The 24,151-nt window shown below is 71.2% G+C and carries 20 protein-coding genes and 1 pseudogene; 13 read left to right on the top strand and 8 right to left on the bottom strand.

Going from position 1 to position 24,151, the window contains the following annotated elements:
- The 5 genes from glmU (at position 1) to HDC37_RS11170 (ending at position 5,507) form a co-directional block, all read left to right on the top strand.
- On the top strand, positions 1–1,473 hold the full coding sequence (glmU, locus tag HDC37_RS11190) for a bifunctional UDP-N-acetylglucosamine diphosphorylase/glucosamine-1-phosphate N-acetyltransferase GlmU (RefSeq protein WP_179560455.1): 1,473 nt from the start codon (positions 1–3) through the stop codon (positions 1,471–1,473).
- Complete coding sequence (locus HDC37_RS11185; protein WP_179560454.1) at positions 1,448–2,482, top strand: ribose-phosphate diphosphokinase; 1,035 nt, start codon at positions 1,448–1,450, stop codon at positions 2,480–2,482. Before glmU ends, HDC37_RS11185 begins: the two co-directional genes overlap by 26 nt.
- Before the next feature lie 94 nt (positions 2,483–2,576).
- Positions 2,577–3,035: an FMN-binding protein gene (locus HDC37_RS11180; protein ID WP_179560453.1), complete on the top strand. Its 459-nt coding sequence runs from the start codon at positions 2,577–2,579 to the stop codon at positions 3,033–3,035.
- Position 3,036: 1 nt separating this feature from the next.
- Positions 3,037–3,939, top strand: a complete 903-nt coding sequence (locus tag HDC37_RS11175) for an FAD:protein FMN transferase (protein WP_179560452.1) — start codon at positions 3,037–3,039, stop codon at positions 3,937–3,939.
- Positions 3,936–5,507, top strand: a complete 1,572-nt coding sequence (locus tag HDC37_RS11170; protein WP_374939173.1) for an FAD-dependent oxidoreductase — start codon at positions 3,936–3,938, stop codon at positions 5,505–5,507. The genes HDC37_RS11175 and HDC37_RS11170 overlap by 4 nt, the downstream gene beginning before the upstream one ends.
- Here the strand turns inward: HDC37_RS11170 and HDC37_RS11165 are convergent.
- The 5 genes from HDC37_RS11165 to HDC37_RS17230 all read right to left on the bottom strand — a co-directional run bounded on the left by HDC37_RS11165 (position 5,501) and on the right by HDC37_RS17230 (position 10,557).
- Positions 5,501–6,979 carry an ATP-binding protein gene (locus tag HDC37_RS11165; protein ID WP_308472182.1) on the bottom strand — a complete coding sequence of 493 codons (1,479 nt, stop codon included), beginning with the start codon at positions 6,977–6,979 and terminating at the stop codon, positions 5,501–5,503. The two genes, HDC37_RS11170 and HDC37_RS11165, sit on opposite strands and share 7 nt — an antisense overlap.
- A complete protein-coding gene (locus tag HDC37_RS11160) occupies positions 6,976–7,707 on the bottom strand; it encodes a response regulator transcription factor (RefSeq protein WP_179560451.1) in 732 nt (243 codons plus the stop codon). The genes HDC37_RS11165 and HDC37_RS11160 overlap by 4 nt, the downstream gene beginning before the upstream one ends.
- A gap of 70 nt (positions 7,708–7,777) precedes the next feature.
- On the bottom strand, positions 7,778–8,770 hold the full coding sequence (locus tag HDC37_RS11155; RefSeq protein WP_179560450.1) for an SDR family oxidoreductase: 993 nt from the start codon (positions 8,768–8,770) through the stop codon (positions 7,778–7,780).
- 14 nt (positions 8,771–8,784) lie between these two features.
- Positions 8,785–10,284: an NADP-dependent phosphogluconate dehydrogenase gene (gene gndA / locus HDC37_RS11150; RefSeq protein WP_308472189.1), complete on the bottom strand. Its 1,500-nt coding sequence runs from the start codon at positions 10,282–10,284 to the stop codon at positions 8,785–8,787.
- 150 nt (positions 10,285–10,434) lie between these two features.
- Complete coding sequence (locus HDC37_RS17230) at positions 10,435–10,557, bottom strand: hypothetical protein (RefSeq protein ID WP_257021435.1); 123 nt, start codon at positions 10,555–10,557, stop codon at positions 10,435–10,437.
- A gap of 229 nt (positions 10,558–10,786) precedes the next feature.
- On the opposite strand from HDC37_RS17230, the gene HDC37_RS11145 reads away from it, so the two are divergent.
- Positions 10,787–11,452 carry a 50S ribosomal protein L25/general stress protein Ctc gene (locus HDC37_RS11145; protein ID WP_179560448.1) on the top strand — a complete coding sequence of 222 codons (666 nt, stop codon included), beginning with the start codon at positions 10,787–10,789 and terminating at the stop codon, positions 11,450–11,452.
- A gap of 9 nt (positions 11,453–11,461) precedes the next feature.
- Entirely contained in the window at positions 11,462–12,046 is a 585-nt protein-coding gene (pth, locus tag HDC37_RS11140) for an aminoacyl-tRNA hydrolase (protein ID WP_179560447.1), read from the top strand.
- Positions 12,047–12,056: 10 nt separating this feature from the next.
- Here the strand turns inward: pth and HDC37_RS11135 are convergent, their stop codons facing one another.
- Positions 12,057–12,557: a hypothetical protein gene (locus HDC37_RS11135; protein ID WP_179560446.1), complete on the bottom strand. Its 501-nt coding sequence runs from the start codon at positions 12,555–12,557 to the stop codon at positions 12,057–12,059.
- Positions 12,558–12,605: 48 nt separating this feature from the next.
- Here HDC37_RS11135 and mfd point away from each other — a divergent pair, with 48 nt between their 5' ends.
- Positions 12,606–16,235: a transcription-repair coupling factor gene (gene mfd / locus HDC37_RS11130; RefSeq protein WP_179560445.1), complete on the top strand. Its 3,630-nt coding sequence runs from the start codon at positions 12,606–12,608 to the stop codon at positions 16,233–16,235.
- On the opposite strand, the gene HDC37_RS11125 is transcribed toward mfd, so the two are convergent.
- A complete protein-coding gene (locus HDC37_RS11125; RefSeq protein WP_179560444.1) occupies positions 16,220–18,889 on the bottom strand; it encodes a phosphoenolpyruvate carboxylase in 2,670 nt (889 codons plus the stop codon). The two genes, mfd and HDC37_RS11125, sit on opposite strands and share 16 nt — an antisense overlap.
- A gap of 131 nt (positions 18,890–19,020) precedes the next feature.
- On the opposite strand from HDC37_RS11125, the gene nhaA reads away from it, so the two are divergent.
- The 3 genes from nhaA to hisS are packed head-to-tail and all read left to right on the top strand — an operon-like array spanning position 19,021 to position 22,226.
- Positions 19,021–20,217: a Na+/H+ antiporter NhaA gene (nhaA, locus tag HDC37_RS11120; protein ID WP_179560443.1), complete on the top strand. Its 1,197-nt coding sequence runs from the start codon at positions 19,021–19,023 to the stop codon at positions 20,215–20,217.
- Between the two features lie 16 nt (positions 20,218–20,233).
- Entirely contained in the window at positions 20,234–20,920 is a 687-nt protein-coding gene (locus tag HDC37_RS11115; RefSeq protein ID WP_179560442.1) for a MazG family protein, read from the top strand.
- A 31-nt stretch (positions 20,921–20,951) separates the two neighbouring features.
- The gene (hisS, locus tag HDC37_RS11110) at positions 20,952–22,226 is read left to right on the top strand and encodes a histidine--tRNA ligase (RefSeq protein WP_218869692.1); all 1,275 of its coding nucleotides are present in this window, start codon (positions 20,952–20,954) and stop codon (positions 22,224–22,226) included.
- On the opposite strand, the gene HDC37_RS11105 is transcribed toward hisS, so the two are convergent.
- On the bottom strand, positions 22,227–23,489 hold the full coding sequence (locus HDC37_RS11105) for an APC family permease (RefSeq protein ID WP_179560441.1): 1,263 nt from the start codon (positions 23,487–23,489) through the stop codon (positions 22,227–22,229). It abuts the gene before it with no gap.
- Between the two features lie 130 nt (positions 23,490–23,619).
- Between HDC37_RS11105 and HDC37_RS17225 the strand changes: the two genes are divergently transcribed.
- Together HDC37_RS17225 and HDC37_RS17220 are read left to right on the top strand one after the other, a co-directional pair.
- Positions 23,620–23,931, top strand: coding sequence for a hypothetical protein (locus tag HDC37_RS17225; protein WP_257021434.1), 312 nt, complete (start codon positions 23,620–23,622; stop codon positions 23,929–23,931).
- Positions 23,880–24,122: pseudogene (locus HDC37_RS17220) on the top strand (SGNH/GDSL hydrolase family protein); the annotation flags it as partial. The gene HDC37_RS17225 and the pseudogene HDC37_RS17220, both read left to right, overlap by 52 nt.
- Positions 24,123–24,151: the final 29 nt, after the last annotated feature.

Below are 24,151 nucleotides of genomic sequence, written 5' to 3'. Positions count from 1 at the left end.
ATGACAGACACCACCGCCCCCTCCTCGCTCTCGGTGATCGTCCTGGCCGCGGGGCAGGGCACACGGATGAAGTCCGCGACGCCGAAGGTGCTCCACCGCATCGGCGGCCGCTCGCTGCTCGGTCACGTCCTGCAGACCGCCGCGGGGCTCAGCCCCCGGAACACGGCCGTCGTCGTCCGTCACGAACGCGACCTCGTCGCCTTCGAGGCGACCGAGGTGTCGCCCGGGGCGGTGATCGTGGATCAGGACGAGGTTCCCGGCACGGGGCGCGCGGTCGAGCTCGGGCTGGAGGCCCTCGGCGAGGGTGACGAGGACGTCCTGGTGCTCAGCGGCGACGTGCCGCTGCTCGAGGCGGAGATGCTCGCCACGCTCCTGGACACCCACCGCGAGCGCCGGGCCGCAGCGACCCTGCTGACGGCGGTGCTCGAGGACGCGTCGGGCTACGGGCGGGTCATCCGCGCCGGCGACGACACCGTCGCGCGGATCGTGGAGCAGAAGGATGCCGCTGCCGACGAACTCGCGGTCACCGAGATCAACGCGGGGGTCTACGTCTTCCAGGCGGCCTCGCTCCGCCGCGAGCTCGCGCGGGTCGGCACCCAGAACGCGCAGGGTGAGAAGTACCTCACCGACGTCATCGGTCTGCTGCGCGACGCGGGGCTGCCCGTCGCCGCCGTCACCGCGCCGGACGCAGCCGCCGCGCTCGGGGTCAACGATCGCATCCAGCTGTCCGAGGCGGCGCGTACGCTCAACGCCCGCACCGTCCGTCACTGGCAGCGCGAGGGCGTGACCGTGATGGACCCGGCCACGACCTGGATCGATGTCACCGCGACCCTCGCGCCCGATGTCACCCTGCTGCCGGGCACGCACGTGCTCCGCGCCACCGTCATCGGCGAGGGAGCCGTCGTCGGCCCCGACACCACCCTCGTCGATTGCGAGGTGGGGGAGAGGGCGACGGTCACCCGGACCGACGCGACCCTCGCCGTGATCGGCCCCGATGCGACGGTGGGACCGTTCGCGTACCTCCGCCCCAACGCCCGACTGGGCGCGGGCGGCAAGATCGGCACGTTCGTCGAGGTGAAGAACTCCGACATCGGTGAGCGCAGCAAGGTGCCGCACCTGTCCTACATCGGCGACACCACGATCGGCACGGGGGTCAACCTCGGCGCCGGAGCGATCACGGCCAACTACGACGACCTGGCCAAGCACCGCACCGAGATCGGCGACGAGGTGCACAGCGGCTCGCACAACGTCTTCGTCGCGCCCGTTAGGATCGGAGACGGCGCGAAGACCGGAGCCGGCGCCGTCATCCGCAAGGATGTGCCTGCCGGTGCTCTGGCCCTGAGTGTGGCCCCTCAGCGCAACGTCGAGGGGTGGGTCGAGAAGAACAGGCCCGGGACGGCCGCGGCCGAGGTCGCAGCGCGAGCCCGGACGTCACAGAAAGCGGACGATGGCTCGCAAAACGAAGACAGTTGATCTCGACCGCGACAACGACATCGCCCCCGGCATCGTCGCCAAGACCAAGAAGCGGCTCGTCGTCGCCGCCGGTCGCTCGCACCAGGCCCTGGCCGCCGAGGTCGCGGCGGGCCTGGGTACCCAGCTGGTGCCCACCGAGTACCGCACCTTCGCCTCCGGCGAGATCCTGACGCGCTTCGAGGTGTCGATCCGCGGCTGCGACTTCTTCCTGGTGCAGAGCTTCGGCCCGCCGGTCAACGAGTGGCTGATGGAGACGCTCATCATGCTCGACGCGGCCAAGCGGGCGTCGGCGAAGCGCATCACCGTCGTCGCGCCGTACTACCCCTACAGCCGGCAGGACAAGAAGGGTCGTGGGCGCGAACCGATCAGCGCACGCCTCGTCGCCGATCTGCTCCGCACCGCGGGCGCCGATCGTGTCATGAGCGTGGATCTGCACGCCGCGCAGATTCAGGGCTTCTTCGACGGTCCGGTGGATCACCTCTTCGCCAAGCCGGTGCTGCTGGAGTACTTCCGCGACACTCTCAGCGCCGCAGACCGCGCCAAGCTGACCGTCGTCTCACCCGATACCGGCCGCGTGCGGGTCGCCGACACGTGGTCGGACAGTCTGGGGGCGCCGCTGGCCATCATCCACAAGCGCCGCGATCCGAACGTGGCGAACCAGGTCACCGTCAACGAGATCGTCGGTGAGGTGAAGGGGCGCGTGTGCCTCCTCGTCGACGACATGATCGACACCGGCGGCACCATCGTCAAAGCCGCCGAGGCGCTCAAGGCCAGCGGCGCGGAACGAGTCATCGTCGCCGCGACCCACGCGATCTTCAGCGACCCGGCCGCCCAGCGCCTGCGCAGCGAGTCCATCGACGAGGTCGTCGTCACCGATACCGTGCCGGTGCCGGATGAAAAGCGCTTCCCTGGGCTCACCATCCTCCCCATCGCCCCGCTCCTCGCCCGCGCGATCCGAGAGGTCTTCGAAGACGGTTCCGTGACCAGCATGTTCGACGGCGCCGCGTGAACTGACTCTTTGCTGCGTCTGCGCCCACTCAGAGCCGGTCCATAGGGTGCCCGGTGCAGGATGACGGTAGTCGACCCTTCCCCCTGGAGGAACAGTGATCCGTCTCAGCCTCGCCCCCCGTCCTGTCCGCGTCGGTGCCGCCGGCGCCGGTGTGCTCGGAGCGCTTCTCCTGGCCGGATGCTCCACCGGAGCCGTGGACGCCGGAACCCAGGACGCCGGAGCGGACACCGATGCGGGCGCCGCAGCGACCGGTGGGCCGTACCGCGACGGCACCTACACCGCCGAGGGCACCTACAACACCCCCGAGTCCGTCGAGCAGATCGCGGTCACCCTGACGCTGGAGGACGACATCGTCACCGACGTCGAGGTGACCGGCGACCCGCAGCGACCGGAGTCGGAGCGGTACCAGTCGCAGTTCATCGGCGGGATCGCCGACGAGGTCGTCGGTCAAAACATCGACGATCTGTCCGTCGACCGGGTGGCGGGATCGTCGCTGACCAGCGGCGGATTCAACGCGGCGGTCGAGGAGATCAAGGCCGAAGCGGCCGCCTGAGATGCCCCGGCCGAGCGCGGGCCGCGCGCTTTTCGAGATCTGGCGTTTCGAGGCGATCGGCACGGGCTGGGAGGTGGGCACCACCGGGCCGTTGCGCGCAGATGACCGCGCGGCGGTGGCCGACGCGGTCGACGCCTTCGACCGCGCGTGGTCGAGGTTCCGCGACGACTCCGTGGTCACGGGTCTGGCCCGGCGCGGGGGAGAGGTGGTCCCGCCCGAGGACACCGACCTGCTGCTCTCGCGCCTGACCGAGATCGCCGATGCCACCCACGGCGCGGTCAGTCCCCTCATCGGCGGAGTCCTGGCCCGTCGGGGCTACGACGAGAGGATGTCCCTGACCGACCGGGGGGCCCGGTCCGCGCCCCCCTGGCGCGACGTCCTGGCGTGGAGCCACGATGCCCTGAGCCTGTCCGGACCGGCGACGATCGACGTCGGCGCCCTCGGAAAGGGCCGCCTCGTCGACATCGTGCACGGCCTTCTCTCCGAGCGTGTGACGGGGCCGCTCCTCGTCGACGCCTCCGGGGATCTCCGCGTGAGCGGGACCGAGCTGCGGATCGCCCTCGAGCACCCGTTCGACACGACACGCGCGATCGGCGTGGTGACCGCGTCGTCCGGGGCGGTCTGCGCCTCGGCGACCAACCGGCGGCGGTGGGGCGAGGGGCTGCACCACGTCCTGGATGCCCGCACCGGGGATCCGGTGCGGACGATCGCCGCGTCATGGGCCTTCGCGTCCGACGCCATGACAGCGGATGCGGTCGCCACCGCGCTGTTCTTCGACGGCGGTCCGGAGATCGCTCACCGGTGGGGCGCGGAGTGGGTCCGGATGACCACCGACGGCCGGGTGGAGTGGTCGCCGGGCAACCCCGCCCAGCTGTTCCGACGGGCGGATACGGTGGCATCGTGAACGCGTTGACCGTCGGCCTCCGCGCGGTCACCGTCCGGGTCTTCGCTCTTCTCGGCCGGTTCTCGATGTATCGCGTCATGCTGCTCGCGCTCGCGGCGCTGACGGCGATCTCGGTGGCGCTGGCCGCATTCGGCGCACTCGCGCAGAGTCCGCTCGACATCCTGCTCACCCTGGCCGTGCTCGTCGCCGCGTGCGGAATCGTCGACCTTGTCGCCCAGCGCACCCTCCGCCTCCCGCGGCGGTGGGAGTCATCGGTGATCACCGCGGGCATCCTGCTCTTCGTTCTCGCCCCCTCATCCGACCCTCTCCTTCTTCTCGGAGCCGCGCTCGCGGGCGCCATCGCGGCGCTGTCGAAGTACGTCCTCGTGTGGCGGGGGCGGCATATCCTCAACCCCGCGGCCACGGGCGCGTCGGCCCTCACTCTTCTCGCCGTCTGGGTGCCCGCGCTCGGCGCCTCAGCCTGGTGGGTCGGAAGCCCGGTGCTCGCCGCGCCCGTGATCATCCTCGGGGTCATCGTGCTGTGGCGGGCGGAGAAGCTCCGCATCGCCGCCCTCTTCCTCATCGTCGCCGTGGGCGTCGCCCTCGTACGCGTCTTCTCGCAGTATGCGGCGCTGGGTGTGCCGGTGGCGCTCGGCGACATCCTTCCGCAGGTGCTGTTCTCCTCGCCGTTCCTGTTCCTCGGTGCCTTCATGCTCTCCGAGCCCCTCACCCTTCCGCCGAGGAGGTGGCAGCAGCTGCTGGTCGCGCTCGTCGTCGGTGCGCTGGCGGGGTGGCCGATCGTCATCGGGGCGTTCAGTCTCGGGCAGGAGCGAGCCCTTCTCCTGGGCAACATCCTCGCCTTCCTGCTCGCCGTGCGGGCCGCCCATCGACTCCGACTGGCCGAGCGCACGCACGTGACGCCCACCGTGCGCGAGCTCACCTTCTCCGTCTCCGGGCCGCTGTCCTTCGCGCCGGGGCAGTACCTCGAGCTCGAGGTGCCGCACCGACGCGCCGACGGACGAGGCACGCGCCGGGAGTTCAGCATCGCGTCGGCGCCCGAGGATCTCCCGGAACTGAAGATCGCCTACCGGGAGCCCGCGGCGGGCGCGCCGTCGAGCTTCAAACGCGCTCTGGCCGAGACGCCCGCCGGTGCCGAGGTGCGGGTCACCGGCGTGTGGGGCGACTTCCTCCTGCCCTCGAGCACGGCGGTGCCGGTGCTTCTGATCGCCGCCGGCATCGGGATCACCCCGTTCGTCTCGCAGCTGCGGCACCACCGTCTGGCCGACGAGGACCGCGACATCGTGCTCGTCTACGTCGCTTCGGATGCCGCGGAGCTGGCCTACCGCGACGAGATCGCCGCGTCGGGGGTGCCGGTCATCGTCTTCACCCGTGGGGCACCCGCCGACCTCCCGCCGCACTGGCGCTGGGCCCGCGGCGTTCGGCTCGACGCCGACGGGCTGCTGGGTGTCGTTCCCGACGTCTCCGCCCGGCACGCGTTCATCTCAGGGCCGGCGGGCCTGATCGCCGAACTCGCCCCGGCGCTGCGCCGGGCACGGTCGCTGACCACCGACGCCTTCAGCGGCTACTGACCCTCGGCGGGGTCCTCGGGGCGGGCCGGCAGGCGCATCTCGAACGTCGTGTCCCCGGGCGTGCTCGTGACGGTCAGGGTGCCGGTGTGGGCCATCACGATCGCCCGGGCGATCGACAGACCGAGGCCGGTGCCGCCGGTGTTGCGTGCCCGCGATCGGTCGGCGCGGGAGAACCGCTCGAACAGCTCGTCGGCGATCGCCGGGTCGATGCCGGGGCCGTCGTCGTGAACCCGGACCACAGCGTCCGACCCCTCGCGCTCGACCGAGACGCGGACGGTGGTGCCGGCCGGGGTGTGGATCCGCGCGTTGCCCAGGAGATTGGCCATGACCTGGTGCAGGCGCCGCGCATCGCCGGCGACGACGACGGGATCTTCGCCGACGTCGGCGACCCAGTGGTGATCCGGCCCCGCCGCCTGGGCGTCGCCGAGGGCCTCGACGGCCAGCTGCGACAGATCGACCGCGCCGTAGACCAGCTCCTGACCCTCGTCGAGCCGGGCGAGGAGGAGCAGGTCCTCCACCAGCGAGGTCATCCGCAGCGACTGGCTCTGAATGCGCTCGAGGGACGCCTCGGCGGTGTCGAGGGCTCCGCCGTCGTGGCCGCGCTCCAGAGCGCGCAGTGACAGCTCCGAGTAGCCGCGGATCGAGGCCAGAGGGGTGCGCAGCTCATGGCTGGCGTCGGCGACGAACGAGCGCATCCGCTCCTCGTTCCGCTGCCGTGCGGTGAGCGAGGTCGACACATGGTCCAGAAGGGTGTTCAGCGCCTGCCCGACCTGCCCGATCTCGGTCCGCGGGTCGGCCTCGGCATCCGGGACGCGATCGCGGATCGAGACCTCGCCCTGGTCGAGGGGGAGCGCCGCGACCCGCCGGGCGGTCTCGGCGACGGAGCGGAGGGGGGCGAGGCCCGCCCGTACCGTCCAGGCTGTCGCGACGGCCAGGAGCAGCAACCCGCCGAGGGTGAGAAGCGCGATCGTCAGGAGCATCTCGCCGATGGTGGCCGCCACGGCGGTGCGCGAGATCCCGACGACGACGATCGCGGGGGAGGCGGGGACGTTCGCCAGACGGTAGGTCCCCACACCGTCCAGGGCCGTCACCGCCGGGCCGGCGGTGTCGAGCCGCTTCACCAGCTCGGTGATCTGCGCGTCGCTGAGTTCGACCACGCGTCCGCGGTCGTCGGTGGCCGCCGCGGTGGTCTCCCCGGTCACGGGGTCGCCCACCACGAGCAGGAAACCCGGCTGCGGGGCCTGTTCCCCCAGGATGTCAGCGGCGGTGGCGCCGCTGCCGATCAGCGGCCGGATCCAGGTCGCCGCCCGATTCGCCGTCGCCTCCACCTGGCTGTCCAGGCTCCGCTCCAGCACCGATCCGAGGATGGCGGAGGTGGCGACACCCACGAGGATGAGGATGAGCGAGACGATCGCGGCGATCGTGACGATCAGTCGTCGCTGGAGCGTCCACGGATGGCGGGCTCGCCTCACTGGGAGGCCTTGATCATGTACCCGACGCCGCGAACGGTGTGGATCAGGGGCTCTCGGCCCTGGTCGATCTTCTTGCGGAGGTAGGAGATGTACAGCTCGACCACGCTGGAGCGCCCGCCGAAGTCGTAATTCCACACCCGATCGAGGATCTGGGCCTTGGACACCACGCGGCGCTGGTTGCGCATGAGGAAGCGCAGCAGTTCGAACTCCGTGGCGGTCAGCTCGATCTCCACGCCGGCGCGCTGGACCTCGTGGCTGTCCTCATTCAGAGTCAGGTCGCCGACGCGGAGGATGGGCTCGGCTTCGGCGGTCTGGGCCGTCCCCGCGCGGCGCATGAGGCCGCGAAGTCTCGCGACGACCTCCTCGAGGCTGAAGGGCTTGGTGACGTAGTCGTCTCCACCGGCGGTCAGGCCCGCCACGCGGTCGGAGACCGCGTCCTTCGCGGTGAGGAAGAGCACGGGCACGTCGTCGCCGGAGGCGCGCAGGCGCTGCAGCACCGACATCCCGTCGAGGTCGGGCATCATGATGTCGAGCACCATGGCGTCCGGGCGGAAGTCGCGGACCGCCTGGAGCGCCTCGAAGCCCGAGGACGCCGTCTTCACCTCCCAGCCCTCCATCCGCAGCGCCATCGACAGCAGGTCGGTGAGCATCTGCTCGTCGTCCACGACGAGGAGGCGGAGCGCCTGCCCGTCGGGGCGGCGAAGTGCGGAGGGTGCGAGGGTCGTCATGGTCCCCAGTGTGCGGGCTCAGCTATGGATTTCCTATGGCGTCCGCTATGCGCCGGCTGAGAGTCGGCGCTCATCCCGCCTGTCGTGCGTGGGCCGCGATGCGATCGAACAGCGCATCGCGGTCCGCGTCGACCTGTCGACGGTCGGGATGGGCGTCGTAGAAGGCGACGATCTGCCGGGCGCCCTCGTCGAAGGTGATCGTCGTTTCGAACTCCGGCACCAGAGCGGTCACCTTGGCGTTGTCGAAGACCATCGAGTGCGCCTTGTCGCCGAGGAGCGTCGGGCCGAGGTCGGGGGCGAAGGCGGCGATCGTCTCGGATGCCACGTGGACGAGGTCGGGCGAAGGGACGCCTGCCGCGTCGGCCAGCCAGCCGTAGATCCGGTTCCAGCTGGGTGCGTGGTCGCCCGTCACGGTGAACGCCTCACCGAGCGCATCGGGGTGGCCCGCGAGGCCTGTGATCGCGACCGCGACATCGTCGCTGTGCGTGATGGTCCACAGACTCGTCCCGTCGCCTTGGACGATGACGGGGCGACCCGTCCGCATTCGTGCGATGTCGGTCCATCCCCCCAGGGTCGGGAGGAGCTGCTCGTCGTATGTGTGGGACGGACGCACGATCGTGGCCGGGAAGCCGCGCTCGCGGTAGGCGGCCACGAGCAGGTCCTCGCAGCCGATCTTGTCGCGGGAGTACTGCCAGAAGGGATTGCGCAGAGGCGTGGACTCGGTCACTGGAAGGCGCATCGGCGGCTTCTGGTAGGCCGATGCAGAGCTCACGAACACGTACTGGCCGGCGCGTCCTTCGAACAGGTCCAGATCGGCCTGGACGTGCTCGGGTGTGAACGCCAGGAACTGCAGAACGACGTCGAACTCTTCAGGCCCGATCGCCGCCCGGACCGCCTCGGGGTCGCGCAGGTCCGCCCGAAGGGTTCGCACCTCCGGGGGAAGGTCGCGCCGCCCTGTGCCCCGATTGACGACGGTGACCTCGTCCCCGCGCGCCACCGCGCGGCGCACGCACGCCGCGCTGATCGTTCCGGTACCGCCGAGGAAGAGGATGCGTCGCGTCATCCTCCGACCCTAGATCAGTGCGTGTCCTCGGCCGTGATCTCGGAGCGGTCGCCCGACCACAGCGTGTGGAAGGTCCCCTCCCGGTCGATGCGGCGATACGTGTGGGCGCCGAAGAAGTCGCGTTGGCCCTGGATGAGCGCGGCCGGGAGCCGGGGGGCGCGCAAGCCGTCGTAGTAGGCCAGGGACGACGAGAACGCCGGCGCGGGGATGCCCGCCGTCGCCGCCGTCGCCACGATGTGCCGCCACGCGTCCTGGGCGCGGCCCAGCGCCTCGACGAAGTAGGGGGCGGCGAGCAGCACGGGAAGGTCCGCCGTCTCGGCGTACGCGTCGGCGATGCGGTTGAGGAACTGCGCGCGGATGATGCATCCACCCCGCCAGATGCGCGACACCGCACCCAGGTCGATCTGCCAGTCGTACTGGGCGGCACCGGCGCGGATGGCGTCGAAGCCCTGCGAGTACGCGACGATCTTCGACGCGTACAGCGCCAGCCGCACCTGCTCGATGAAGGCGTCCGGATCGGTGACGGCGGATTCCACGGCGTCCTCCGCAGGGCCCGGGAGTCCGGCGGCGGCCTGACGCTGTTCGGGGTGCGACGACAGCGACCGGGCGAAGACCGCCTCGGCGATGCCCGACACGGGAACGCCGAGATCGAGAGCGGTCTGCACCGTCCAGGCGCCGGTGCCCTTCGCACCGGCCTGGTCGAGGATCACGTCCACGAGGGGACGCTGCGACGTGGCGTCGACCTGCCGGAGCACCTCGGCGGTGATCTCGATGAGGTACGACTCGAGCTCACCGCGGTTCCACTCGGCGAAGACGTCCGCGATCTCGGCGGGGGATTTGCCGGTGCCCCGACGGATGAGGTCGTACGCCTCAGCGATCAGCTGCATGTCGGCGTACTCGATGCCGTTGTGGATCATCTTCACGAAATGACCCGCGCCGTCGTGGCCGACGTGCGTGACGCAGGGCTCGCCCTCGGCCACCGCCGCGATGGAGCGGAGGATCGGGCCGAGCGTCACCCACGATTCGTCGGAGCCGCCCGGCATGAGCGACGGACCGAGCAGGGCTCCTTCTTCGCCGCCCGAGACGCCCATGCCGACGAAGTTGATGCCGGTCTCGCGGACGGCCTTCTCGCGGCGGATGGTGTCGCTGAAGAGCGCATTGCCGCCGTCGACGATGATGTCGCCCGGCTCGAAGACGCGGACGAGCTCGTCGATCACCGCGTCGGTGGCGCGGCCGGCCTTGACCATGATGATCGCGGTCCGGGGGGTGGAGAGGGCCGCGGCGAACTCCTCGTACGAGAACGTCGGCACGAAGCCGGCCTCGGGGTGGTCGCTGTGCAGAACGTCGGTCTTCTCACGGCTGCGGTTGAACACCGCCACGGTGTTGCCTTCGCGGCTGGCGAGGTTGCGGGCGAGATTCGAGCCCATGACCGCCAGTCCGACCACACCGATGTTGGCCGTCGCCGCGGCGTCCGACGGGGCCGCGACGCCTGCTTCGGCCCGGTGGCGGGGCACATCCTCAGGGGCGGGAGCGCCCTCGTGTTCCTCGGTCGACCCGGGCTGGTCGTCGCGGTCGGTGGAGATCTTCGGCGAGCGGGAAGGATCGGTCACCGTTTCAGGCTATCGGGTCCGCTCCCGGCGCCCCGAACCGACGGGGGTGGCGGGTCAGTCCTTGCGGTACGCGGTCCGCGCCATGGAGAAGATCGCCAGAACCGCGCCGACGGCGCCGACCGCGGTGATCGCCCCGACGACCCAGACGAGCACGTGCGAGAGAAAGCCGTATTCCATGGTGTCCTCCGTCGGGATGGCAGTGCCTCCCATGCTATCGCCGGTCGCTGGTAGACTCTCCCACTGGACTTCGGCGAGGGATCCCGACTGCGCACGCACTGGCGGGGATCCGTGATCGACGGGGGTGTGAAGGCTCGTTTTCCTCACGCGCTCGCGTTCGAGTCGACCCAGACCCAGACCCAGGCCCCCGAGGCCGAGACGACAGGCGAGAGCCTGCGAGGAGAACACCATGCCCACCGAGACCGACACCACCGTCGCCGCCGAGCGCCGCGAGAACTTCGGCAAGGGCTTCGCCCGCCGCCTCCGTGCCGCCGGCAAGATCCCCGCCGTGCTCTACGGCCACGGCACCGACCCCGTGCACCTCGCGCTGCCGGGCCACCAGACCGCGCTGCTGATCCGTCGCGCCAACGCCGTCCTCGACCTCCGGGTCGACGGCGCATCGCAGCTCGCCCTGGTCAAGGACGTGCAGAAGGACCCGGTGCACCAGATCATCGAGCACATCGACCTGCTCGTGGTCAAGAAGGGCGAGAAGGTCCAGGTCGACGTCCCCGTCGTCATCACCGGTGAGTCCTTCGCCGGCACCATCGCGAACCTCGACTCGGCCACCGTGTCGCTCGAGGTCGAGGCCACCCACATCCCCGAGACCGTCGAGGTCGATGTCGAGGGCCTCGAGGACGGCACCCACATCACCGCGGGCGACCTCACGCTGCCGCGCGGCGCGACGCTGGTGACCGACGCCGACGTCCTCGTCGTGGCGATCGCCGTGCCGGTGTCCACCCTGATCGCCGAAGAGGAGATCGCCGAGGCCGACGCCGAGGTCGCCGCCGAGCAGGCCGAGGAGTCCGAGCAGGGCGAGGTCGAGGCGTCGGGCGACGAGGCCTCCGACAGCGAGTAAACACCGGCCATGCCGGACACGTGGCTCGTGGTGGGGCTCGGCAACCCGGGGCCCCGCTACGAACGCACACGTCACAACGTCGGCCAGCTCGTCCTCGACGAGCTGGCCGACCGGCGTGACGCCCCCTTCCGGGCCCATCGCGCCCATGCACGGGTGGCGGAGACGTGGCTGCGGCCCGGCGGGGCGAAGCTCATCCTCGCCAAGCCGAATTCGTTCATGAACGTCTCGGGCGGCCCGGTCTCGCAGCTCGCCCGCTTCTACCGGACCGAGCCCGAGCGCCTCGTGGTCGTCCACGACGAGCTCGACATCCCGTTCGACACCGTTCGGCTGAAGAGCGGCGGCGGGCACGGCGGTCACAATGGCGTCCGCGACGTGGCTGCGGCGCTCGGTTCCCCCGCCTTCACCCGGGTGCGGGTGGGGATCGGCCGTCCGCCGGGGCGGCAGGACGCCGCGGACTGGGTTCTCCAGCCCTTCTCCGCCGGTGATCGTGAGGCGGTGTCGATGCTGGTCTCCGATGCCGCCGACGCGGTCGAAGACATCATCGAGCACGGGCTGGTCGCGGCTCAGCAGCGTTTCCACGCTCCCCGCGCCTGACGCCCGGAGGTCAGCTCGCCGCCGCCGCGAGCCCCGCCACGATCATCGCCTGGAGCGTCAACCCGAAGACCACGGGGCCGAGGGACGCCACCACCACGGCCGCGATGGCCCAGCCGCGGCCGGCGCGTCGGGCGATGGCGATGATTCCCTGCACGATCGCCCAGACGCCGAGCGCGGTGCCGGTCCAGAAGCCGATTTCGGCCAGCAGCACCCACTCGCGCACGGGGCTCAGCAGCGACCAGTCGAAGTCCGTGCCGAGGGTGCCGGCGATGAGGCGGTCACCGGTGCCGGTGCCGATGCGGAACCCGGCGAGACCGGCGGCGGCCGGGGCGAGGACCGCCGCGCCCAGCGACAGGAGGAAGGCCGTCAGCCCGAGAGTGGCGCCGCGCGCCGGTTTCGGCTGCGAGGGGACCCACCCCGATCCGCTGGCGGGACCCGGCGCGGGCAGATACCCCGGGGGCGGTGCGTAGCCGGAGGGCGCCGGTGTACCGTGCGCGGAGGGTGTGCTCACGCTGACATCCTAGGAGCCGATGTCGGCGGGCGACCGTAGACTTCTCCGGTGACAATTCCCGGGATCGTGCGCGCCCTCGAGCAGGCTGACTCCTTCCGGGAGGCGGTGACCGCCGGCGTGGCCGACGCCGAGTACTCGGTGGTCGAAGGCGTCGACGCGCCGCTGCTCGCCGCTCTCCTCGAGCGACGCCGCGCAGCCGGCAAGCCCGCGGTGCTCCTGGCGATCGCGCCCACCGGTCGCCGGGCCGAGACCCTCGGACCGGCGCTCCAGGCGCTTCTGCCTCACGCCGAGGTGCGCCACTTCCCCGCGTGGGAAACGCTGCCGCACGAGCGGCTGAGCCCCACACCTGAGATCGTGGGGCGACGTCTCGACGTCCTCGGCCGTCTGGCGCGGCTGCGTGCCAACGACACCCTCGTCGTCACGGCGTCGGTCCGCGGCGCGGTCCAGCCGCTGGCGGCGGGGCTGGACCACGCGACCCCGATCGAACTCACCGTCGGCGAGCGCGGCCACGACCTCGGCCAGGTGGCCGCGATGCTCGTCGAGCGCGCCTACCACCGGGTCGACATGGTGTCGCGGCGCGGCGAGTTCGCCCTGCGCGGCGGCATCCTCGACGTCTTCCCTCCCACCGCCGAGCACCCCTACCGCGTGGAGTTCTTCGGCGATGAGGTCGACCAGATCCGCGCGTTCTCGGTCGCCGACCAGCGCTCCCTGCCCGGCGAGGTCACGGCGGTGAGCCTGCTGGCCAGTCGCGAGCTGCTGCTCACCGAGGCCGTCCGCGACCGCGCCCGTCAGTTGAAGGACGAGTTCCCGGGGCTCCGCGGCATGCTCGAGAAGATGGCCGAGGGCATCCCCGTGGAGGGGATGGAATCGCTGATGCCTGCGGTGGTCGATCAGCTCGTCACCCTGGTGGACTACTTCCCCCGCGGCACCGCAATCGCCCTGGTGGACCCGGAGCGCGCCGCCACTCGGGCCACCACCCTCAGCGACACCAACAGGGAGTTCCTGGATGCCGCGTGGAACGCGGCCACCTCGGGAGCCGAGTCGCCGATCGACCTCGGTGCCGGAGACTTCGTCCCGCTGCCGCGGCTGCGCGAGGTCGTCGCCGAGCGCGAGGGCGTGTGGTGGAGCCTCAGCTCCTTCGATTCCGGCGCCGCCGATGCCTCGGCGGAGGGGCTGCTGGACGCGGGAGAGACCGGCGTCACCCGTGTCGCCGCGACATCCGTCCCCTCCTTCCAGGGGAATGTCGACGGCGCCGTCAGTCACGTCGCCGAAAGGCTCCGCGCCGGGTGGCGGGTCGTCGTCATGGCCTCCGGCGGCGGGCTCGTCGAACGCGCCCGCGACGTGCTGGCCGAGCGGGGCCTCGCAGCGCGTCGCGTGGACACCATCGACGACGCCCCCGAGCCGGGTGTCGCCCAGGTGGTCGCCTGTTCGCTCGAGCGCGGGTTCGAAGTCGCCGAGGCGCAGCTGTCGGTCATCACCGAGTCGGAGTTCTACGGCCGCACCATCGGCGGTGACACGCGGGTGGTCAAGAAGCTCGCGTCGCGTCGACGCAACGTCGTCGACCCGCTCCAGCTCAAGGCCGGCGACTACGTCGTCCACGCCACGCACGGCATCGGTCGCTTCGTCGAGCTCACCCAGCGCGAGGTGTCCAGCGGCGGCCGCAACGCCGTCAAGAGCGTCCGGGAGTATCTGGTGCTGGAGTACGCGCCCTCCAAGCGCGGCTACCCCGGCGACAAGCTGTTCGTCCCCACCGACCAGCTCGACCTGCTGTCGAAGTACGTCGGCGGTGAGGCGCCCACCCTGTCGAAGATGGGCGGAAGCGACTGGGCCCAGGCCAAGGGACGTGCGCGCAAGGCCGTGCGCGACATCGCCGTGGAGCTGGTCAAGCTCTATTCCGCGCGGATGGCGGCGCGCGGTCACGCCTTCGGGCCCGACACGCCCTGGCAGCGCGAGCTCGAGGAGGCCTTCCCCTTCGCCGAGACGCCGGACCAGCTCCAGACGATCGACGAGATCAAGGCCGACATGGAAAAGCCCATCCCCATGGACCGGCTGCTCTCGGGCGATGTCGGCTTCGGCAAGACCGAGGTGGCGGTGCGGGCGGCCTTCAAGGCGATCCAGGACGGCAAGCAGGTCGCGATGCTCGTGCCGACCACGCTCCTGGTCAAGCAGCACCTCGAGACCTTCACCGAGCGCTTCGCCGGATTCCCGGTGAAGGTGCGCGCCCTGTCGAGATTCCAGACCGACAAGCAGGCCAAGGAGATCGTCGCGGGTCTGGCCGACGGAACCATCGACATGGTCATCGGCACCCACCGCATCCTCACGGAGCGGGTCGTCTTCAAAGACCTCGGACTCATGATCATCGACGAGGAGCAGCGGTTCGGCGTCGAGCACAAGGACGCGCTGAAGAAGCTCAAGACCAACGTCGACATCCTTGCGATGAGCGCCACTCCGATCCCGCGCACGCTCGAGATGGCCGTCACCGGCATCCGCGAGATGTCCACCCTCGCCACGCCGCCCGAGGACCGGCACCCGATCCTCACCTACGTCGGAGCCCGCAACGACAAGCCGATCACCGCCGCCATCCGTCGGGAGCTCCTGCGCGAAGGGCAGGTCTTCTACGTGCACAACCGGGTGTCGTCGATCCAGCGCGTGGCCGCCCACATCGCCGAGCTCGTCCCCGAGGCGCGCGTGGCAGTCGCCCACGGGCAGATGGGAGAGCATCAGCTCGAGCAGGTCGTCGACGACTTCTGGGAGCGGCGGGCGGATGTCCTGGTGTGCACGACCATCATCGAGACCGGGCTCGACATCGCCAACGCCAACACGATCATCATCGACCGGGCCGACAAGTACGGGCTGTCGCAGCTGCACCAGCTGCGGGGCCGGGTGGGCCGGGCCCGCGAGCGCGCCTACGCCTACTTCCTCTACGACGAGGTCAAGCCGCTGACCGAGACCGCGGCCGACCGCCTCGAGACCATCGCCGTCAACAACGACCTGGGCAGCGGCATGCAGGTGGCGCTGAAGGACCTCGAGCTGCGCGGCGCGGGAAACCTCCTCGGCGCCGAGCAGGCCGGTCACATCGCGGGCGTCGGATTCGACCTCTACCTCCGCATGATCGGCGAGGCGGTGGCGACCTTCCGCGGTGAGGACACCGAGGGACCCACCGAGCTTCGGCTCGAACTGCCGGTGCAGGCGCGCCTCCCCGAGGACTACATCGACAGCGAGCGGCTGCGCCTGGAGGCTTATCAGAAGCTCTCCGCTGCTGCCGCGCCGACCGCGGTCTCGCGCGAGGCCGATGGGCGCGATCCGATCGACGCGGTCATCGACGAACTGCGCGACCGCTACGGCGAGCCGCCCGCCGAGGTCGACGGGCTCGTCGCGGTCGCCCGCCTGCGGCGCAAGGCCGCGCGGGCGGGCCTCACCGACGTCGTGGCGGTGGGACCGAACCTGCGCGTCGCGCCGGCCGACCTGCCCGACTCGATGCGCGTGCGGTTGCAGCGCCTGCACCCCAAGGCCAAGCTCCTTGCCGGCGGGGAGGCGCTCGTGGTGCCCCTTCCGCGGGCAGGCGACGCCCCGCTCGGCGACGCCGAGCTGCTGGCCTGGGTCGATCAGCTCCTCACGCAGCTGTGGCCCGAGCCCGTCGCAGAATCCGCCGCCGCCGCGGATCAGCCGGTGTTCTGAAGGCCCGCCGCGACGCCGCTGACCGAGAGCAACAGGAGGCGCTGCTGCTCGGGGTCTGCGGGAGAGCCCGCCTGCGCATCCCGGCGCAGCGCCCGGAGTGCCCGCAGCTGCAGCAGGGACAGGGCGTCGACGTAGGGGCTGCGCATCTTCACCGCGCGCTGGAGCACCGGCTTGCTGCCGAGAAGTTCGGCGCCGCCGGTCACCCGGATGACCCAGGCCCGCGTGAGCTCCATCTCGCTCATCACCAGATCCGCCAGGTCGGCGCGATCGCCGAGGTCGAGGTAGCGACGGGCGATGCGGGCGTCGGCCTTGGCGAGGCTCATCGCGACGTTGTCGATGAGGGTGCGCAACAGCGGCCACTCCTCGTAGGCGCTGCGCAGCACCTCCTCGTCGCCGACGGCCTCCAGCGCCGTTCCGAGACCGAACCAGCCGGCCAGGTTGATCCGCGCCTGGGTCCACGCGAACACCCACGGGATGGCGCGCAGATCGGCGAGCGATTCCACCGACAGGCCTCGGCGGGCGGGGCGGGATCCGAGCGCGAGCAGTCCGATCTCCTCCATCGGGGTGACCTGGGCGAACCACGGGGCGAACCCGGGGGCCTTCACCAGCTCGAAGAACCGCGCCCGGGACGCCTCGTCCATCCGGGCCGCGACCGCGGCGAACCGCTCCGCCGCGGCACGGTTGCGCGCCTCGATCGAGGGGGAGGAGGCCAGGAGCATCGCCGCGACCACCTGATCGATGTGACGCATCGCGATCGCCGGGTCGCCGTAGCGGGCGAAGATCACCTCGCCCTGCTCGGTGAGCTTGAAGCGCCCGTCCACCGACCCCGGCGGCTGTGCGAGGATGGCGGAGTTCGCCGGACCACCGCCGCGCCCGAGGGCGCCGCCTCGACCGTGAAACAGTGTCAGCTCGATGCCGTTCTCCTGCGCCCACGCGGAGATCTGCGCCTGTGCCTGGTAAAGGGCCAGGGTCGCCGCGACGGGGCCGACGTCCTTCGACGAGTCGGAGTAGCCGAGCATGACCTCCATCCGCCGGCCCGTGGCATCCAATCGCGCACGGAACTCGGGGTGATCGATGATCTCGGCGAGGATCCGAGGGGCTGCCTGCAGGTCGGCGAACATTTCGAACAGCGGGATGACGTCCAGGACCGGAACCCGGCCGTCGTGCCCTGCCGCGTAGCGGGCGAGACGGTGGACGGCGGCGAGGTCGTCGGCAGACTGGGTGAACGACACGATGTAACGCCCCGCGGCGCGCGGGCCGTAGCGGTCCTGGAGGAAGAGCACCGCCCGGAAGACGTCGAGCACCTCCTCGGTCAGCTCCGAGCGCGGGTCGCCGGCATCGAGCTCGGCGAGGACCTTCGCGTGCACGGCGGAATGCTGGCGCACCTCCAATTCGCTGAGGTGGAACCCGTAGGTCTGCACCTGCCAGATGAGCTGCTGCAGATGACCGTAGGCCTGCCGGGGCGCCCGCGCGGCGACGAGCGAGTCCTGCACCACGCGCAGGTGGCGGTGGAGTTCCTGCGGGTCGCTGTAGGCGAGGTCGGCGTTGCGAAGCCTCGTGGCCTCGATCTTGCGGGCCACCATGAGGAGGATCTGCCGATGCGGCTCCTGCGGCGACCGCGCGGCGATCTCCGCGGCCGCGTCCTCGTCCTCGGTGCGCAGACGCTGCCACAGCGCGGAGGCCTCGGGGCTCGGGGGAGTGGTCGCGGCGTCGAGGGTGAGCGTGCGGCCGATCCTCTCCGCCGACCGCTCGAGCCCGCGCAGCACGTGCTCACTGGCGATGGCGGCGGCCTTGCGGGTCACCGATGCGGTGACGAAGGGGTTGCCGTCGCGGTCACCGCCGACCCAGGATCCGATGCGGACGAAGGGGCGCACGAGCGGTGCGGCGCTTCCCGCCGTCTCGCCCTGCAGGGCATCATCGACGCGGCGGTAGACGTGGGGGATGGCGGTGTAGAGCGTCTCATCGAAGACGGCCATGACGGCGCGCACCTCGTCGGTCGGCGTGGGCTTCTCGTGACGCAGCGGCGCGGTGCGCCACAGGGTGTCGATCTCCTCCAGCATCCGCCGGCGGGCGCGTCGCTGTTCGCTGCCGCCCTCCGGCGCGCTCTCGTGCTCGGTGAGCAGGGCGGCGAGGCGGCGGATGCTGGTCGACACCGCGCGCCGGCGCGCTTCGGTGGGGTGCGCGGTGAAGACGGGGTGGAACCGCAGCGCCTGCAGGCGACTCGTCGCGGCGTCCTCGCCCACTTCGTCGGCCAAACGCCGGAAGGCTGCGGGGATCGAGTCGCCGTCGGCGTCGGGCGTGCGGTCGCGCTCGCGCAGAACCCGCACGCGCTGGTGCTCCTCGACGAGGTTGGCCAGATGGAAATAGCAGGTGAAGGCCCGGGCGACCTCGTCCGCACGGGTCACCGAGAACGAATCGGCGGTCTCGGCGGCGCGTGCGAAGGCCTCGTCGGTCTCATCGGTGTACGCCTGGATGGTGGCGATCCGCAGGCGTTCGACGTCGTCGAACAGTCCGGGCGAGCCGCTCTCGCGGAGCACCTGCCCGAGGAGGGCGCCCAGCAGGCGGACGTTGGCCCGCATCGATTCGGGGATGCCCTGCCCCGCCTCGTAGCGACCGACAAGGTCGATGGCCTCCGTCTGGGTGAGTTCGCGCATCCCCCCACGGTATCGCCGCCGTGTGACGGGGATGTCACAGGAGACCTCGGTAGAATGGGCCACGGTGTGCCGGGAAGCCTGGTCGGCGTGCGCGTCAGCGTACCCGTCAGACACCGACGAAAGGACCGCCTGTGTCCCTGCTGCGCTCTGCCCGTTTCCCCGCCATCGTGCTCCTCGCCGCCGCTGCCGCGGCGCTCATCGTGGCCAACTCCCCGCTCGGCCCTGCCGCTCAGGCGCTGAAGGAGACCTACCTCGGCATCCCCGGCGTGTTCGAGATGTCGGTGGGCCACTGGATCCAGGACGGCCTGCTGGCGATCTTCTTCTTCGTCGTCGCCGTGGAGCTGCAGTACGAACTCACCAGTGGTGAGTTGAATTCGGCGAAGAAGGCCCTTCAGCCGGCGATCGCCGCGGCGGGCGGTGTCATCATCCCGGTCGCGATCTTCCTGCTGATCGCCGGACGCTCGGACGCCGCGCAAGGATGGCCGATCCCCACGGCGACCGACATCGCCTTCGCCCTGGGCGTGCTCGCCGTCTTCGGCAAGGGCCTGCCCTCCGGCATCCGCATCTTCCTCCTCGCCCTGGCGATCCTCGACGACATCGTCGGCATCATCTTCATCGCGGTGCTCTTCACCACCGACGTCAACGTCGGGCTGCTCGCCGTCGCCGCCCTGCTGGTGATCGCGTTCGGCTTCCTCAGCCGGCGCCTCGACACCCGGGGCCGCGTCCCGATCGTCGTCGCCCTCGTCGTGATCGGTCTCGCCACCTGGGTTCTGGTCTACCTCTCGGGCGTCCACGCGACCATCGCCGGCGTGGCGCTCGGGATCGCGATGGCTCAGCAGCCGGCGCTTCGCACCCGCCACGCCCTCGAGCCGTGGGTGAACGGACTCGTCCTGCCGCTGTTCGCGTTCTCGGCAGCCCTCGTCGTCATCCCCGCCGTCTCGCCGACCCAGCTCTCCCCGGCCTTCTGGGGCATCCTCATCGCGCTTCCCGTGGGCAAGATCATCGGCATCTCCGTATTCAGCTGGATCTCGATGAGGCTTCTCAACCGCGGTGCCACTCCGCCGCTGTCGTTCCTCGACCTCATGGCCGCCGGGGCGCTGGGCGGTATCGGGTTCACCGTGTCGCTGCTGCTGTCCGAACTCGCCTTCGCAGGCAGCCCCCTCGTTCGTGACGAGGCGACACTGGGTGTCCTCGCGGGGTCGGGAATCTCGATCATCCTCGCGGCGCTCCTGGTCGCCCAGCGCGCCCGCCACTATCGTCGGGTGTCTCCCGAGACCGCCGACGAAGAGCTCCCCGAGCCGGCTTCGACGACGGGGGACATCGCCTGATCCGCGAAGGGGGAGCATGAGCGAGGATGACGGGCTGCGCCGGGCGGCCGAGGTGATGCACGCCGTGCGGGAACGGTGCGCGTGGTCGCGCGAGATCACCCATGACGATCTCGTGCCCTACCTCGTCGAGGAATCGGCCGAGCTGATCGACGCCGTCGAGGTGGGGTCGCGCCCGGAGCTGCGAGAGGAGCTCGGCGACCTCCTCTGGCAGGTGCTCTTCCACGCCGAGATCGCCTCCGAAGACCCCCACGACCCGTTCGACATCGACGACGTCGCCGCCGCGCTCGCCGAGAAGATGCAGCGCCGCCACCCGCACGTCTTCGCCGACGCCGTCGCAGAGACTCCGGAGGAGGTGCTCGTCCACTGGAACGCCGCGAAGGCGGCGGAGAAGAGCACCCGGACGAGCGTGCTGGACGGGGTGTCGGAGCGGATGCCGGCCCTCGCCCTCGCGCAGAAATTGCTGGGGAAGGCGGCGCGGGTCCCCGGGTTCACGCCTTCGCCCGTCGTTCCGGCGGCCGTCCCGGCGCCCTCGACCGAGGCGGAGCTCGGCGACGCCCTCCTCGCGTTGGCGGCGCATGCGCGGGAGCAGGGATGGGACGCGGACCGCGCGCTCCGCGGCGCACTGCGCAACCTCGGCGTTCGAATCCGCTCGGCCGAGGGCGCCGAGCGCGACGCGGCGCCCGGAGACGACCTGGGAGGATAGTCCGGTGCCCACCGTCACCCCGCCGCGCGGCATGCGCGATTTCCTCCCCGCCGACAAAGCCCGCCGCGAGCGTGTGCTCCGCACCATCCGCGACCGCTATCGGGTGCACGGCTTCGACGAGATCGAGACCCCGGTGATGGAGGACTACGACCGTCTCCACGCCGGTATCGGCGGCGACAACGAGAAGCTCGCCTACAACGTGCTCAAGCGCGGGCTCGACGCCGAGGCCATCCGCGCGGCCGCCGACGACCCCGCATCCCTCACCGACCTGGGTCTGCGCTACGACCTCACCGTGCCGCTCGCGCGCTTCTACGCCAGTCACCGTGCCGAGCTACCGAGCGTCTTCCGCGCTGTGCAGATCGCGCCGGTATGGCGCGCGGAGCGGCCGCAGAAGGGCCGCTACCGGCAGTTCCTGCAGTGCGACATCGACGTCATCGGCGACGCCACGCCCGGTGCCGAGGCGGAGCTGGTCATCGCAACCCTCGACACCCTCGATGCGCTGGGGCTGGAGGGCGGCGAGGTCCGTATCAACGACCGTCGCCTGCTGGACGCGATGCTCGAGACCTTCGGGTTCCCCGTCGACGCGCGCGCCGGGGTGCTGATCACGCTGGACAAGCTCGATAAGATCGGCCCCGACGGCGTGACGGCCGAGCTGCGCGAGCGCGGCGCCGACGAGGCCGCGGTGACAGCGGTGGCGACCCACCTCGCGCATCTGGCCGCGGCCGGCTCGGCGCACGCGCTCACGGCGTCGGGGATCCGCGAGGCGCTCCCGGGCGGGATGCCCGACGACGTCGCGGCAGATCTCGTGGGCATCGGCGAGGCCGTAGCGGCTGCGCGCGGGCTGGATGCGGGCAGCGGCGAGGTTCCGCTGCGGTTCGATCCGTTCCTCGTGCGGGGGATGGGGTACTACACGGGCACGATCTTCGAGCTCGCCCACCCCGCGGTGTCGTACTCGCTGGGCGGCGGAGGCCGCTACGACGGGATGATCGGACGGTTCCTCGGACAGGAGGTCCCCGCCGTCGGCTTCTCGCTCGGATTCGAACGGCTCGTCGACCTCGTCCCCGCCGGTGACGACACCGCCGCCGACGCGGTCGTGCTGGTTCACGATCGAAACGCCTCGGTCGGCGATCTGCTGACCCTGAAATCCGCGCTCATCGATCGCGGCGCTCGCGTGCGGCTCGAGCAGCGCACGAAGAACCTCCGGGCCCTCCTCGAGCGTGCTCGCGCCGACGGGTTCACCGCGTTCGCGACGGTGGGTGCGGGCGACCGTGACGCCGGGACGCTCGAGATCAAGCCCCTGGGCTGATCACCCGGCGCGAGCGGCCCGCAGGCGCACGATCCGGTAGACAAGCCCGATCGCGAGAACGGTGGTGCCCCCGGCGACGCTCTGCCACGGGAGACTCAGCGCGAGGATGACGCACCCGGTGACCCCGAGCAGCTGCAGCCAGCGGGGGTAGCGGCGCGCGCTTCCCGTCTGCCTGTGCGCGGCCAGGTTCGCCACGAGGTAGTAGGTCAGGACGCCGAAGGAGGAGAAGCCGATCGCGCCGCGCAGGTCGGTCGACAGCACCAGCACGACCACAGCCAGGACGATCAGCACCTCGGCGCGATGGGGAACGTGCCACCGCGGATGCACGGCCGAGAGGAAGGCGGGGAGGTCCCGCTCGCGCGCCATGGCGAGCGTCGTCCGTCCCACCCCGGCGATGAGGGCCAGGAGGGCACCGAGTGCGGCGGCCGCGGCGCCGACCCGCACGACCGGATCCACCCACGTCCAGCCGGCGGTCGCTGCCGCCGCAGCGACGGGATCGGATGACGCCGCGGTGGCCTCCGGTCCGAGCGCGGCCAGGACCGCGACGGCGACGACGGCGTAGATGACGACGACGATCAGGAAGGCCAGCGAGATCGCCCGCGGGATCACGCGCGCGGGGTCGCGGACCTCCTCGCCCATCGTGGCGATGCGGGCGTAGCCGGCGAAGGCGAAGAACAGCAGGCCCGCCGACTGGAGGATCCCGTACGGGCCGCCGACGAAGAGCTCCTGCGCCCACACCGAGGGTGCGGCGGGAGCGTCCGCTGCTCCCGCGCCTGCGGCGATCACCGCCACCGCGAGGCACAGCAGCACGACGGTGACGATGATGCGGGTCAGCTGCGCGGTCCGGGTGACGCCGAACCAGTTCACCGCGCCGAGGGTGACGACCGCCGCGACGGCGAGGGGTCGCTCCCACCCGGCCGGGGCGACGTAGGCGGCGAAGGTGAGGGCCATCGCCGCGCAGCTGGCGGTCTTGCCGATGACGAAACCCCAGCCGGCGAGGAAGCCCCACCAGTCGTTCAGCTCCGCGCGTCCGTACACGTAGGTGCCGCCCGATGTCGGATACACCGCGGCGAGCTGGGCGGAGGAGGTCGCATTGGCGTACGCCACCACACCGGCCAGCACGAGCCCGAGGAGAAGACCCGCGCCGGCGGCCTGGGCCGCGGGCGAGAAGGCGGAGAAGACACCGGCGCCGAGCATCGCGCCGAGCCCGATGAACACCGCATCGCCCAGGCCCAGCCGTCGGGCGAGGGAGGGAGAGGACACGACCCGAACCCTACCGAGACCGGATGGCCGGGTGGTCACCCTTTTGTCGCCGTCCGTTCACCGAACGCCCCTCCAATGGTTCCATGAGGTCCTCGGCCAGAGCCGCGCGGTGCGCCGGTGTCGCCGTCGCATGCAGGGTGACCCGATCGACCTGGTGATCCTCGGCGATTCCATCGCCGCGGGCCTCGGCGCGGAGCGCCCGAAGGACACGCTGGGAGCAAGAGCGGCGAAGGGACTGGGCACCGCGCTGAAGCGCCCGGTGCGACTTCGATCCGTCGCGATCGTCGGGTCCGAGTCATCCGCCCTTCCCTCCCAGATCGAGCGCTTGCCGCCCGGGCTGCGCCCGGATCTCGCCGTCATCGTCGTCGGGGCAACGACGTCACCCACCGCGTGCCGAGGGAGGTCTCGCTCGCCCACCTGGCCGACGCCGTGCGCGAGCTGAGGGCGCGTGGCGCACGCGTGGTGGTGGGAACCTGTCCCGACCTCGGCGCGCTTCGACCCGTGCCGCAGCCCCTGCGCACGCTCGCGTCCCGCCTGTCGCGCCGACTCGCCGCGGGACAGGCGCGCGTCGCACGTGCACAGGACGCGCGGCCGGTCTCCCTGAGGGCAGCGGTCGGACGAGCCTTCGCCCGCGACCCTGAAACGATGTTCAGCCCGGACAG

The sequence above is a fragment of the Microbacterium sp. AK009 genome, assembly GCF_013410955.1.
Taxonomy (GTDB): domain Bacteria; phylum Actinomycetota; class Actinomycetes; order Actinomycetales; family Microbacteriaceae; genus Microbacterium.
The sequence above is the reverse complement of the archived record's forward strand: the minus strand, read 5'-3'. Positions and strand labels throughout refer to the sequence as shown.